We start from the raw sequence: 14,098 nt of genomic DNA, 5'->3' as shown, positions 1-14,098 counted from the left end.
TACAATATACGCCAAGTTAAATGGTATTACTATAAGTGCAAGAAATGATGGAAAAAGACCCAGTAAAGAAAAGCTTCAAAGAAAATGGAATAAGACTCTTTGGAACCAAAACTGTAGAATAATACATCTTTTGTTACAAGATATAAATACATTCCCTGGATTTGTGTTGTCGCGTGAGGGGTAGTAGCGGTTTTATGGATACGAAGGCTATAAACTAGCCTGATGCTGCATTGGATGCATGGGCCCATACCGGGGACACGCTCCATACCATAAAAATAGTGTGCTTATACTTTTTTCAGCAACAACGAAGGCAATATGATCTTAGATTCTTTTTGTTTGGCCTCATCTTTCCAGTACACTATAAAATTTATGCTGGCAGCAGTAATTTTAAATCCCTGATCGAAGCGCTCCTGCAAGGCTGTCATGAATTTTTGGGAATATTTAAGGATGAGCTCACCTTGGGCATTGGTCAGGCCTTCTTCTGTTGGTTGCAGAGATGCACCGCTAAAAAGTAAGTTGATGCGGTGTTGTACATATTCGAAATAGCCCAGTTGAACATCTCTAAACGTAAGATGTATAGCTATTTGTTGCGGCTCTGGATATTGGTTATCGTCTTCAGTATAAACAAGTTCCTCAGCAGAAAAAGGCTGAAGATATTGGCCCTGGTAGTGTATGTTAAGCTTGGTTTTGGCTCTTGTAATGGCCACATAAAATTGCCGCTTGTGCTCATCAGTAAGTGGTTTAAAATGCTGCAATAATAGGTACACGTTGTCAAATTCCTTACCCTTGGCTTTGTGAATAGTAGAAGTGTATATCACTATGGTATTAATATCCAGGAAGTCTTCTACTTTAGATTCAAAAAGAAAAGCCTTCCAGTCACTTTTATATTTCTTGGCTGTGTTCACCTCTTCAAATGCACGGATGGCAGCAATAGCAAGATTTTTCTGGGCACTAGTATGGATATGCGCCATTAAGCGTCGTTTGGCATCGCTCCATTCATCATCGGTTACCAGCGGACTGTCTGCATAGCTATCAATCATATCGGAAAAAATGCGCAGCTCGTACAGGTTATAGAGATTAAAGCCATCGTTTGATTGAATAAGCCTGACCTGTAGCTTTTGTTGCGCGAGCAAACCACAGAGCAACGTGGCTTCTTCGTTGGTTTGGGTAAGCACGCATGTAGATCCCGATAGCTCGGCCTTGCCTATAATACCGGCCAACGGAACAATAATGTGGTTATGGGTATATTCTGTGATGTGGATAAGCCCATTTTGATGCTGGCTGGCAAAGCAAGGTTCGGTTTTGAGCCGCTGGCCAATTGTAGTGGACCATTGGTTGGCCAGCGATACAATATTGTTTTTACTGCGGTAGTTTACCGTAAGTTCGTACTTAACTGCACCTTTTTCGGTAATAAGCGCTTGCATATAGGCTGAATCTGCCCCTCGAAAACCATATATATTCTGGTCGTCATCGCCAACCAATATTACCCGCATATCTTCATTGTGTTGCATGAGGGCCTGTACCAGTTCATACTCTTCCCTATTCATGTCCTGGGCTTCATCTACTACCAGCACAGCTTTAGTTATCCTGAAGGGTTCCATCTCGCCAGCTTTTATTTTGTCTACTGCCGTTTGTATGATGTTTTCAGATTCTGTAAGGCTTCCTACTCTACCCAGCAGATCAAAGCAATAAGAATGAAAGGTTTTGATTTCGGTGTAATGAACTGCTTTGCCAATGAGCTCCATCAGTCGTTTTTTAAATTCTGTGGCTGCTGCACGGGAAAATGTAAGCATCAGTAACTGCTCGTGCTTTACATCCTCGGCAATAAGTAAGGAGGCCAGTTTATGTACCAATAGCTTTGTTTTGCCACTCCCAGGGCCGGCAGCTACTACAATGTACTGGCTGCTGGTATCATTTATGATCTTCAATTGCGTTGGCGAAAGCGCACCAAATAATTTCATGAATTTTGCAGGCGTAAGGGTACGTTTTATTTCATCCTGCCTGCTGCCGGGAAAATATTTTGAGAGAAAAGAAGTATAGTTAAGCCTGAAATAGTCATCCACAAACTGTAGGGCTTCTTTATAGTTACGGATCATTTTTTGGGCATATTCTCCTACTATATGGATCTGCTGTACTTTTTGCTGGTAAAACTGTTTTAATTTTTCGTAGTCGCTTTCTTTGTATTGTATGCGGTTGTTCTTTTCAATGCGCTCGATGGTGAGCTTATTATGCACTACCATGAAACCGCCTTCGATCTTAATGGCTGCTATGCGAGACAGGTAAAACAAACTGTCTTCGATATCATCAATACTGGCCTGCACTGAAAACATCCCTTGTTCCTTTTCAACCACCTCTCTGAGTTCCTGTACCGAAAACTCTATCAATACTTCTTCCTGCTGATTATCGGGTGCAATTAGTGCTGCCGCTTTTTTGTGCAGGTACTCTGTAATCATCCTGGCGAGCAAATGCCGTTTTTCCTGCTTTTCGCGAAAGGTATTTTTATCCACCAATAAACCGATCTTTATATGGTTCTTTGAATGTTTCAGGTTACGGCGATTGATCCATCTTTTTATGGCCCAGAAATTAATAATGGTCTTTAACTGATTAAGCGAACTGTCTTTGATGCTTGATTTCAAAAATGCCTCAATGATCTCTTTTAAATTATATGCAGCTTCTTCCTCTTTTAACTGCGCCAATAAAAGTTCTTCCTGTTTTCTAAAGCTTTCTACAATGGCTAATGATCTGCTAGTAGATTCTGTTTTCTTAATAAAAGCGGTAAGATCTTTGGTATGGGCCAGTATGTTTTCATCCCGCATTAATTCAATTGCCCGGATTACCTGCTCTTTGTATATGCCCAGCTGATCGGATATATAATCTATTCTCGATTCGGCCACCTCGTCTGTAGATAATCTTTTGCTTTTGCTCGAAAATAGTTTTTTAATAATGCGCACCGCTTGCTCCCGCTGATCTTTGGAAAACTTTTCTGATGCGTTAATCCGCTCAATCGCCTCTTGTGCATTTTTACTCAGGATGCTGGTGGCAAAAACCCGGGGCATGTTTTGCCCGCGCTTTAAATAGCCGGCATCTTCCAGGGCGGCTATGGCAGTGGTTACCCTGGTTTCAATCTCACTGATACCATCATCCCAACCTGCCTTCCTTGCAATCTCTAGCGCCGAATTGGACGCCCTATCCCTCGACCTTGTTAATTCCTTTATGGCTTTCCATACCTGGTTAATCTCTTTGCTGCTGATTTTAGTTTGATTGAGCAGGATGAAATGTTTATCCAGATCTTCCTCATTAAATAGTACGAAACAATCGGCCTGTATCTGTTCATCACGTCCTGCCCTTCCCGCCTCCTGCACGTAATTCTCAAGTGAGTCCGAAATATCATAATGTATAACCGCACCTACATCGCTTTTGTCTACTCCCATGCCAAATGCTGAAGTAGCCACCATAATATCGACCTCACCACTCATAAAGGCATTTTGATTTTTAGACTTTTTGTCTTTCTCCATTTTGCCATGATAAGCTTTGGCTACAAATCCATCGCTGGTTAGCTTTTGGGCTAATTTTTTGGCTCTTTTTGTACGTGACACATATACAATGGTAGGACAATTCTTTTCCTCGATGATGTTCCTTAGCTGATTATATTTTTCTTCCTCATTATCCCGCCGATAAACACGGTAATGCAGGTTGGTGCGCGAAGCATCAGCCTGGAATACCCTTAAATCAAGTTGTAATTTCTCCTTGAAATAAGACCGGATATCTTCAATTACCCTTTGCTTTGCGGTAGCCGTGAAGCATGACACTGGGATGGTATAATCGAGCCCTTTCTTTTGCTGCAGATTTTTGATAAAATCACCGATATATAAGTAATCTACCCGAAAATCCTGACCCCAGGATGAGAAGCAATGCGCTTCATCAATCACAAACCTGGCGATCTTTCTTTTGAGCAACAATCGTTCAATAGTAACTGAACGGAGCGACTCAGGCGAAATGTAAAGTAAGCTTGCATAGCCGTTTTCTATGCGTTCGATTGCTTTACCACGATCTATCGGATCTAATAATCCATTGATGGTAACGGCTTCTGTAATGCCTTTCTTTTCCAGGTTATCTACCTGGTCTTTCATCAAAGACTGTAAGGGCGCAATTACCACCGTAAGCGCTTTGGCATTTTCGCCACTCATCAATGCTGGTACCTGGAAAGTGATAGACTTGCCGCCACCGGTGGGAAATACTGCCAAAATGGATTCCCCCTGGATAGCTGCCCTAACGGCATCTTCCTGCAGCGGTTCATCACCATATTTTCGGAAACCTGAAAAAACGAAATGCTTTTTTAAAGCCAGTAGCGGGTCATGGGCGCGACTGCAATAATCGCATCCCTGCAAACAGGGATTGTTCCGCATAAGGAAAAACAGTCGCTCTACATCTGGGTAGTTTTTTAATACCCATGGTGGTGTGATAGAGAAACGATCACCGCAATTGAGCAAGGCTAAAGTATAGGCCAAAGCAACGGGATCTTCATCTATAAAATGATCGAGCTCACTCTCTTTACAAATCTCACCTTGAAATAAGCCTCTGATTTTGGACGTCAACTGTTCTTTATTAACTGGAGCGGTATAATTAAGATACCTGAAAAAATTATCAAAGCCGCTTTGATTGTGCAAAAGTCCATACAGGATGCCCTTAAATGTATCATCTAGTGCTCTAAAGGCGCTTAACTCATCGTAAAACAGATCCCTCGCTTTTTTTGCATCATTTAAAGGATTGTTGCGTTCTTCTGTTTGTACCTTATCATCTTTAAGCAGGCGATGGTAGGGTTGCCTCGGAAATAGTAAAGGCGATAATAACAGCGTGTCAATAGCCTTATCCAGGCCCCATTCTGGATGACCAAAATGCCTTCGCAGGTAAGCCAGATCATGTGCCACAATATTATGTCCACAAATAAAATCGCACTGCGTAATAAACTGTGCAAATTCTTCGGGGTGATTTTTATGGAAACCCGTACCATCTGACAAAACACAGCCGATATCAAGCAACAATTTGCCAGTGGCGTTTAGTTCGATATCAAAAAAGGCAATACTCGTCATTTTCATGGCAAAATCTGGTATATACCTCTAAAATAGTTAAAGTATTGAAATTTAATACTACTTTCCTGGTTATTACACATTCTTCGCATTATTAAAAATAAAACCCACACACTGATAGTTTAACTCTTACAATTAGGTTTAATCAAACAATTTACAGCATTAACTTGTACTAAAACCATGTATGATCATTATAGTTTCGAGGAGGCTACCGCTTATCAAATTGAACTGGCTAAACAATTAAAATTTCAACCGCTTGATAAAATAGAAACCATTGCAGGCGCTGATATTTCTTTCAATAAAAACAGCACCACCATGTATGCAGGAATTGTAATCTTAAGTTACCCGGAAATGATTTTAAAATCATTCGCCTTAGAAACTTATGAAACTAGTTTTCCTTACAAGCCAGGATTTTTGGGTTTTAATGAAGTTCCGGCATTATTAAAAGTTTGGGAATTGATAGTCGAGAAACCAGATGTTGTGGTATTGGATGGCAATGGAATTTTGCACCCACGCCGTATGGGTGTTGCTTCGCATTTTGGTATTTTGGCTAATCAAGCTACAATTGGCTGCGCAAAAAGTCTCTTGCACGGAAAAGATCACCAGCCAGAAAATGTCAGATATAGCACTTCAGAAATTAAAAATAATACAGGTGAGCTCCTTGGTTTTGCATTGAAAACAAAAATCAATTGCGCACCTGTTTATGTATCCGCTGGTCATTTAATTACTGCTGATCAAAGCTTAGCGATCATTAAAAACTGTGTCGGAAATTATCGCATTCCCGAACCGACCCGCATGGCCCACAATGTTGTAAATGATTTTAGAATTGGAAAGCTAAAAGCTGGTTTTCACGTGGTATCAGCACCATTGACTTTGTTTTGATAAACTTATATTTATACTTAGACAACAGCAATTCCTAAACCCAGTTAATCCCTTTTTTAAGCAGCTGTATCGTTTTGTATTCTTCAGAATTAATTTCGGGCTGAACATTATAACCCCAGTTAGCTTGTGGAGGCAAACTCATTAAAATAGATTCTATCCGTCCGTTGGTTTCCAGTCCGAATTTAGTTCCAGAATCGTAAACTAAATTAAATTCTACATAACGGCTACGGCGTTGGTATTGCCACTCTTTATGTGCTTCGGTAAATTCTTTGTCCCGGTTACGGTCAATTAATTCGGTATAAATCGGCAAAAATGTTTCGCCGATATTGATGGAGAAATCTAAAATCTGCTCCCACGATAAATTGGTGTTTTCAGGTTTTAAGCGATCGTAAAAAATACCGCCAATACCACGGGTTTCTTCACGGTGTTTAATAAAAAAATAATCATCAGCGTGTGTTTTGAATTTTGGATAAAATTCAGCACCGAAATCGTCACAAGCCTGTTTTAGTTTATGGTGAAAGAAACGGGCATCGTTTTCGAAAACATAATGCGGCGTTAAATCGATACCGCCACCAAACCAACGTGTTTCTTCATTGAGTTCAAAATAACGGATATTCATATGAATAATTGGCACCAGCGGATGATTTGGGTGAATCACAATTGAAACGCCTGTAGCAAAAAAATCATCTTCTGTCACATTAAATGCTTTTTTTACCGCTTCCGGAAGCTTTCCATGTACAGCGGAGAAATTTACACCACCCTTTTCGATAATTGCACCATTTTGCATAATCCGCGTACGTCCGCCTCCCCCGCCGCTTCTCTCCCACAGTTCTTCTTCAAATTTTCCTTTGCCATCGGCAATTTCCAATCCGCGGCAAATTTCATCCTGAATTTGCTTATATCTCGCTGCTACTTCTTCTTTAAACATGACGGCTCGTTCTATTTCTATACAAATTTAAGCCTATTAAACCAGCTATATTGATTTATGTTTAGATAGTACATTTTATTGACATTGCTGTTAGTCTTGGGAGTCTTTAGTCCCTGGTCCTAAAACTAATGTTCTAGATAATTAAGGTCTTTATTAAAGCTTTCTTTTAAATAGACGACCGAAATCATGGCGATCACGGTAACAATTCCCATGACAATAAAACCGGCCGAAACAATGTTATAACGGTGTACAAAAAATTCAAAAGCAAATGTAATCGGAATTAATGCCCCACGTACAAAGTTTGGCGCTGTGGTGGTAACTGTTGAGCGGATGTTAGTACCAAACTGTTCAGCAGCAATAGTTACAAACGTTGCCCAATAGCCTACTGCAAAGCCCATAAACAGGCAGATCAGGATAAAACTACTTTCAGTTAAACCTGTACTGTTTAAATAAACGAGTACGGTAATCACTGATAAACTTTGAAAAATAAGGACTGTTTTCCTGCGTGACTTTAATACCTGCGCCAAAAAGCCACATACTACGTCGCCGATGGCAATACCGAAGTAAGTGTACATAATGCCCGTGCCGGCATTCAATAAATCTTTTGCACCCAGTGCTTTCCCGATTTCTGGCGATTGAGTAACCAGAATACCTACAATAAACCAAAGTGGAAGCCCTAAACAGATACAGGCCAGGTACTTTAAAAACCGCTTCCGGTTAGAAAAAAGCATAAAAAAGTTGCCTTTCGAAACTTCTGAACTTTGCTCAGCATGTTTAAACATACCCGATTCGAAAGTACCTACACGTAAGAGCAACAAAAGCAAACCCATACCACCACCTACAAAATAAGAGGTTTGCCAGGTAAAATGTTTGCCGATGGTAGCTGCTGCTGCTGCTCCCAGTAAACCAATGCCAGCTACCACCATAGTGCCGTAACCACGTTTTTCTTTGTCCATGGTTTCGGTAACAAGTGTAATCCCTGCACCTAACTCGCCTGCCAAACCGATGCCTGCTATAAGCCTGATGATGGCATAAGTGTGTACATCTGTAGCAAAACCATTGGCTAAATTTGCTAACGAATACATTAAAATTGATCCAAATAATACTTTGATTCTGCCAAATTTATCACCTATGATTCCCCAAAGCAAACCGCCAAGCAATAAGCCGAACATCTGCATATTGATTACATACTCTCCTTCAGTACGCATATGTGCTGCAGAAACACCGATATCTGTAAAACTTTTTACCCTTACAACAGAAAATAAAACAAGATCGTAAATGTCAACAAAATAGCCCAGGGCGGCTACGATAACTAAGAAAATAACATTACGGCTGTTGGTTTTTGCTTGATGATCCATTTAATTATTTGGTTTAAACGCTGAAAATACGCAATAACACAAATATTTAAAATAGATTCTTAAAAATAAAAGCCACTCTGCGTTAGAGTGGCTTTTAAGATCCTACATAGTAGGGTTCTTTTTTGTAGTGTCAGTTGGCATTTTTGTCGTGTCTGGCATTTTTTTAGATGTTGTATCCATTGGTGCCGTTGTTGTCGAATCCGTTTTAGTGCTGTCTGAAGAACCAGCCATATTTTTTGACGAATTGCATGCTGATGTGGCTATCATAAGAGAACCCGCAAAAGCAAGACTTAAGATTATTTTTTTCATAGTTTTTATTGTTATCTATCATCCTAACAACCTTTTAATCATTTGGTTTTATTTTTTTTCTTCAAAAAGGATGTTTTTTAACAGATAATGCTGATTTTTAAATGATTATGTTATAAAACAATTGCTATTCGTGATGGATCTTTAATTTATTCAGCAGCCTCGAGATATATTTTCAATTAAAATTAAATTATAACCACGACTATCCAAATCTGTTAAAGCGTCGCTAAGGGGATCATAACATGCATGATCTAAATTACTGAAATATTACTAAAACAACACGGCCAAAACTTTAAAAGGTGATAAAACTTTCTGATATTAGTAAGTATGATAATTTCTCAAAATACCCTTAAATGGGTAATGCGTTTTTACCCACCCCTATTTTTTCAACGCATTTGGGTTCAGAGATTTGAAAATGAATTTAGAAGCTGTACAGTTAAGCTTAGCAAGAGTTTTCTGAATAAAAATTATAACGGTTCTATTTTTGGAGGCACTATTTATGCAGCTACTGACCCGTTTTATGCCTTGTTATTTGATCAGTTAATGCAACGTCGGGGATTTAAAGTACGTGTTTGGTTAAAGAGCGCCTCTATACAATATTTAAAACCTGGTCGTTCTACATTATATTTTACTATAACAGTAACTGACGACATGCTTGCTGAAGCAGAACATGCCTTAAAAACCATTGGAAAGTTTGTAAAGGCTTACCCCATGGAAATAACCAATAAGAATGGTGAACTGTGTGCGACCGTAATGAATGAAGTATATATCCGAAACCTGCATCAGGGCGAAACGCCCAGAGTTGCTTACTAATTTTTAGATTATGCCGAGTATTAAGAGTTTAATTTTGCAGGGTGAGGGCGTTATGCTCGATTTTAAGAAAACCATTACCAATACAGAGAAAATTGCCAAGAGTCTGGTTGCTTTTGCTAATAATAAAGGTGGTAAATTATTAATTGGTGTGGCCGATGATGGATCTATTAAAGGTGTGAAATCAGAAGAAGAAGAGAAATATATGATTTTAACTTCTGCACATCAGTTTTGTAAGCCTGCGATTGAACCTTACTTTGAGGAAATTTATGTTGATGATAAATTAGTGCTGGTAGTTAATATTCCTGAAAGTGATACCAAACCGCATTATGCACTTGATGATCAAAAAAAATGGTGGGCTTATATCCGCATTGATGATAAAAGCATTTTAGCCAGTCGGATTATTGTTGAAGTACTTAAACAGGAATATAAAAATGACGGCGTGTTAATCTCTTACTCGGAGAACGAGAAAAAACTGCTCGAATACCTGGAACAGAATGAAAAAATTACCCTGAAAGAGTTTAGCAAACTATTACGCAGTTCGTACCGCAAAGCCCAAAAAGTATTGGTGAATTTAATCCTGACCAATGTAATTAAGTCGCATACTTCAGAAAAGGAAGAGTATTTTACAGCTGTTAGGTAGTTGAATATAATTATAATAGAATTTAATTAGAAAAATCGTCATTCCCGCGCAGGCCTATCGTGTGGACACATCTTTTGTTACCTATATATATGTTTTTTTAGTACTTCATTAAGGCGGTCGTCATGCTGAATTTATTTCAGCATCTTTCCAGTTATAAAAAGGCATTTATTTCCAAAACATTAATTAAGCAAGCATTGTCTATGCCGCGGTGGCATGGTACTTTGGAGCGCCAAAGTACCCAAAGCGCTCTGTCAATCCAGCAATGGGCCTTTTACACAATCCTATACACATCAAAAAAACAGCGGCACTTCGTTTTGTGTTCAATACTTCTTTAAAACTTTAAATTAGCGTTTATGAACACAAAACCACTGCGTTTTAGGTTTGGCAATGCTATTTGTTCTATTCTGCACCTGTTTTTTTGATTTCTCCGGCCCTTGGGATTGACGGCGTTCTTCGGTTAAAACAATGGGTTATTTAAGGAAGCTAGCAAAACGCCTAAAAAATTAAACTCAAAAAGATGTGTCCACACGATAGGCGCAGGCGGGAATCTTAATCTTTACGCTTATTGCATTAAGATTCCCAATTGAGTTGGGAATGACGATTTCTCGTGCCACGTCATCTAGACTGAAGCACAGCCTCTGAAATTCGGAAGAAAAATCTATCTCTTTAGGTTTCTCCATTCCGCTTTGCTTCAGTCGAAAGGACGACCGTTAGAGATTAACTTTTCTACATCCCTACTTTTTGAGCTTTAAAAACGCGACCTTTGCAATCTTATGTTTTCTAAAATTTACACCAGGTATAAACCCTATTACAAAGAAAATCTTCATTTGGCGCTGCCAATTGTAGGTTCTCAGGTTGGTCATACTTTGGTACACATGGCTGATAGTATTATTGTAGGTCATTTTACGGATACTATTCAATTGGCTGCTGTTTCGCTGGTTAATAGCATATTCATGCTTATTTTAGTAATAGGATTGGGTATTTCTTATGGTTTAACGCCACTCATAGCACAAGAAAACGGTCGGCAGAATTACGATGAATGCGGAAAACTTCTGTCAAACAGTTTAATCATTAATATCTGTATAGGCATATTTTTATATGTACTGGTTCAATTGGGGATATTTTTTGTCATCGATCGACTTGAACAAACCCCTGAGGTAGTACGCTATGCAAAACCCTACCTGAATCTTTTATCAATTTCAATTATTCCATTATTGATTTTTCAGACCTTTAAACAGTTTGCTGAGGGCTTAGGTTTTACCAAACAGGCGATGTTCGTTTCGATCTGGGGAAATGCACTCAATATCATCCTGGGAATTATTTTCGTTAAAGGAATGTTCGGCATTAAATCGATGGGTGTTAGCGGAGTAGGTTTAAGTACTCTAATTGACAGGATTTTAATGGCTACAGTAATGTGTTTTTACGTTTTACGTTCACAGTACTTTAAAAAGTACCTGACGAGTTTTAAAGCCACGTTTTTTGATAAAATAAGGGCAATTAAAATTGCAAAGATCGGAATGCCGGTTGCCATGCAATACTCTTTCGAAATCAGTGCTTTTAGTGGGGCAGCAGTGCTTATTGGTACGATTGGTGCAACAGAACAGGCTGCACATCAAATCGCCATTAGTTTAGCCGCAATGACTTATATGATTGCCAGTGGTGTAGCTTCTGCAGCGACCATTAAAACAGGAAATAACTTTGGAAAGAAAAATTTTGACGATTTACGTAAATCTGCTATAGCCAGTTATCACGTTATTTTATTGTTTATGTGTTGTACTGCGGTTATTTTTGTACTAGCCAACAACATCATGCCTTTTATTTATACCGAAGATGCAGCAGTAATTCCTATTGCAGCACAACTATTAATTATTGCAGGCTTTTTTCAATTATTTGATGGTACCCAGGTCGTGGGATTAGGCGTTTTACGTGGCATAGGAGATGTCAACATTCCAACCTTTATTACTTTTTTAGCCTATTGGGTAGTTGGAATTCCTATTGGTTATGTATTGGGATTTCATTTTAACTTAGGCGTTAATGGTATTTGGTATGGGTTAACCTTAGGATTATTAACAGCCTCTATCCTATTGTTTTTAAGGTTCCAAAACAAAACGAGAAGTTTGAAGATGGAGCAGATGCATCCTTAGATAAAATTCGTCATTTCGACCGCAGTGGAGAAATCTATCAAACAGAATTTCTTATGGATAGATTATTCATTTCGCTTCGCTCCATTCGATAGCTATCGGATGGAACGAAGAGAATAAGTAATAAAACGAGAAGTTTGAAGATTATTTAATTGTCATTCTGAGGGATAATTTATTGTATAAAAATCAATATGAATGACAGATTTTTTAGGGAACTATAGGCTGCGAGGAATCGTCATTACCAACTTGATTGGGAATCGTAATGCAATCGCTTTAAGATTCCCGCCTGCGCGAGAATGACGGCCGTACTGATAGATTCTGTCATTCAGAGCGTAGCGAATAATCCCTTAGCCAGGAACAGTAGATACTTCGACTTCCTCAGGCTCAACAGAAGATTGAAGTTAATATAGGCTTAGTCAAAACAGATTCTTCGCTGCGCTCAGAATGACAGCAGGTGCTATTTCCCTCCCACATTTACCACAACACCAATGGTGAAGATTGAATTTCCTGCAGACATATATTTGCGGTTCTTCAGGCCAATATTACTGCTTGTGGTATATTGTAACTGAAAGGTTTTGCTCAGCGCCATGCGGGTAAAGAAAACCGGTTCAAAGAAAATATTGTCTTCTTTTGGTTGAACAACTCCATTTAAAAAGAAACGGTCCATTTTAATATGACTAATTCTCAGCGCAGTACCATAATTGATCGGGAAGTCGGTTCCAAACAAACGCAGGTTGTTTTTCTTTTTCGAACTGTAATTTACTTGTAAAAACGTTTTTCTGTAATCTACTTCCTGCAATTCACTGCTGATCAGAATATCATTTTTAAAATCGCGTAAGGTAATGTCACTCCAGCCCTTACCTACGCCAGCATAAACCTCAATAATACGGTTGTTATCCGGACCAAAGGTATCAAAGTATCCCCCGCCGATCTCAATTAATTTATGTCCAAAATCTTTGGTTTTTCTTTCGCTGTTCATTCTTGAACCACTAAACAATAAACCAATATGATCCGAAACAGCATAAGCACCATTAACACTGGCATTACCTTTTAAAGAAATATGCGCGCCTCCGCTAAATTCACCCTGTTTACTTAACATAGGCGTATTTGGAACGTTTGGCATATAAACTGAAGAGCAACTGGCTGCGAAAAGCGCTAAAACTGGAAATGTAAAACGTAGGTATTTAATCATAGATGTTATATAAACAGATTTTGAGGTTAAAAATTGTGCTAAAGTTCCATTTTCATGAAATCCATTACCCGCTTAAATTCGTCGTGCAAGCAAGCTTTTAAATGGATTCTTTCTTTAGTGATTGGATGCGTAAATTTTAGTTCAGATGCATGTAATAACATGGTGGTCATCTCCCACTGATCTTTAAAAAATTTATTCTGTTTGTTGCATCCGTGCGTCCTGTCGCCAATAATTGGATGTAAGATATGACTAAAATGACGCCTAAGTTGATGCATTCTTCCGGTTTTAGGAGTAGCTTCTACCAATGAGTAACGGGATGTTGGATGTTTGCCAAAAGCTACTTCAACTTCTGATCTTTGAAGGGTAATGAACGAGGTGAAAGCATCTTGCATGGTTCCGTTTTCTTTAGCTAATGGATAGTCGATATCCATGGTGTCAGGTGTGAAACCACGCAGGATAGCAAGATATTTTTTATCAGTCTCTGTATTCATAAACTGCTGATGCATAGCGATTTCCGATACCTTATCAAAAGCAAATAATAGGATTCCACTCGTCTTTCTATCTAAACGATGAACCGGGCTAACGTGTTTGCCCACCTGGTCTCTGAGTAACTGAAGTGCGAATTCGGTCGCATCTCTGGCAATTGATGATTGATGCACCAACAATCCGTGGGGTTTATTAATTGCAATTAGATTTTCGTCCTGATAAATGATCTCCAACATATTGCCGCGAAGATAAGGATATTATGGTT

General features: G+C 39.0%; 10 protein-coding genes. 4 read left to right on the top strand and 6 right to left on the bottom strand.

Translation table 11 applies throughout. The features are described from left to right. Positions 1 to 284 precede the first annotated feature (284 nt). The gene (locus KYH19_RS09585) at positions 285 to 5,096 is read right to left on the bottom strand and encodes a RecQ family ATP-dependent DNA helicase (RefSeq protein ID WP_219078518.1); all 4,812 of its coding nucleotides are present in this window, start codon (positions 5,094 to 5,096) and stop codon (positions 285 to 287) included. A gap of 171 nt (positions 5,097 to 5,267) precedes the next feature. Between KYH19_RS09585 and KYH19_RS09580 the strand changes: the two genes are divergently transcribed. Next, positions 5,268 to 5,969 (top strand): endonuclease V, encoded by a 702-nt coding sequence (locus tag KYH19_RS09580; protein ID WP_219078517.1) that lies wholly within the window; start codon positions 5,268 to 5,270, stop codon positions 5,967 to 5,969. Positions 5,970 to 6,003: 34 nt separating this feature from the next. Here KYH19_RS09580 and hemF read toward each other — a convergent pair whose 3' ends face one another. From hemF to KYH19_RS09565, 3 genes are all read right to left on the bottom strand, one after another. After that, entirely contained in the window at positions 6,004 to 6,897 is an 894-nt protein-coding gene (gene hemF, locus KYH19_RS09575) for an oxygen-dependent coproporphyrinogen oxidase (RefSeq protein WP_219078516.1), read from the bottom strand. 125 nt (positions 6,898 to 7,022) lie between these two features. Next, on the bottom strand, positions 7,023 to 8,255 hold the full coding sequence (locus KYH19_RS09570) for an MFS transporter (RefSeq protein WP_219078515.1): 1,233 nt from the start codon (positions 8,253 to 8,255) through the stop codon (positions 7,023 to 7,025). A gap of 102 nt (positions 8,256 to 8,357) precedes the next feature. Further along, the gene (locus KYH19_RS09565; protein WP_219078514.1) at positions 8,358 to 8,564 is read right to left on the bottom strand and encodes a coproporphyrinogen III oxidase; all 207 of its coding nucleotides are present in this window, start codon (positions 8,562 to 8,564) and stop codon (positions 8,358 to 8,360) included. 324 nt (positions 8,565 to 8,888) lie between these two features. Between KYH19_RS09565 and KYH19_RS09560 the strand changes: the two genes are divergently transcribed. From KYH19_RS09560 to KYH19_RS09550, 3 genes are all read left to right on the top strand, one after another. Further along, entirely contained in the window at positions 8,889 to 9,374 is a 486-nt protein-coding gene (locus KYH19_RS09560) for a PaaI family thioesterase (RefSeq protein ID WP_121284831.1), read from the top strand. A gap of 10 nt (positions 9,375 to 9,384) precedes the next feature. Beyond that, entirely contained in the window at positions 9,385 to 10,014 is a 630-nt protein-coding gene (locus KYH19_RS09555) for a helix-turn-helix domain-containing protein (protein ID WP_132397706.1), read from the top strand. Between the two features lie 773 nt (positions 10,015 to 10,787). Then, complete coding sequence (locus tag KYH19_RS09550; RefSeq protein ID WP_219078513.1) at positions 10,788 to 12,158, top strand: MATE family efflux transporter; 1,371 nt, start codon at positions 10,788 to 10,790, stop codon at positions 12,156 to 12,158. Positions 12,159 to 12,612: 454 nt separating this feature from the next. Here KYH19_RS09550 and KYH19_RS09545 read toward each other — a convergent pair whose 3' ends face one another. Next, positions 12,613 to 13,347: a hypothetical protein gene (locus KYH19_RS09545; protein ID WP_219078512.1), complete on the bottom strand. Its 735-nt coding sequence runs from the start codon at positions 13,345 to 13,347 to the stop codon at positions 12,613 to 12,615. 38 nt (positions 13,348 to 13,385) lie between these two features. Beyond that, positions 13,386 to 14,069, bottom strand: coding sequence for a pseudouridine synthase (locus KYH19_RS09540; RefSeq protein WP_219078511.1), 684 nt, complete (start codon positions 14,067 to 14,069; stop codon positions 13,386 to 13,388). Positions 14,070 to 14,098: the final 29 nt, after the last annotated feature.

This window comes from Pedobacter sp. D749, assembly GCF_019317285.1.
Classification (GTDB): Bacteria; Bacteroidota; Bacteroidia; order Sphingobacteriales; family Sphingobacteriaceae; genus Pedobacter.
The sequence above is the reverse complement of the archived record's forward strand: the minus strand, read 5'-3'. Positions and strand labels throughout refer to the sequence as shown.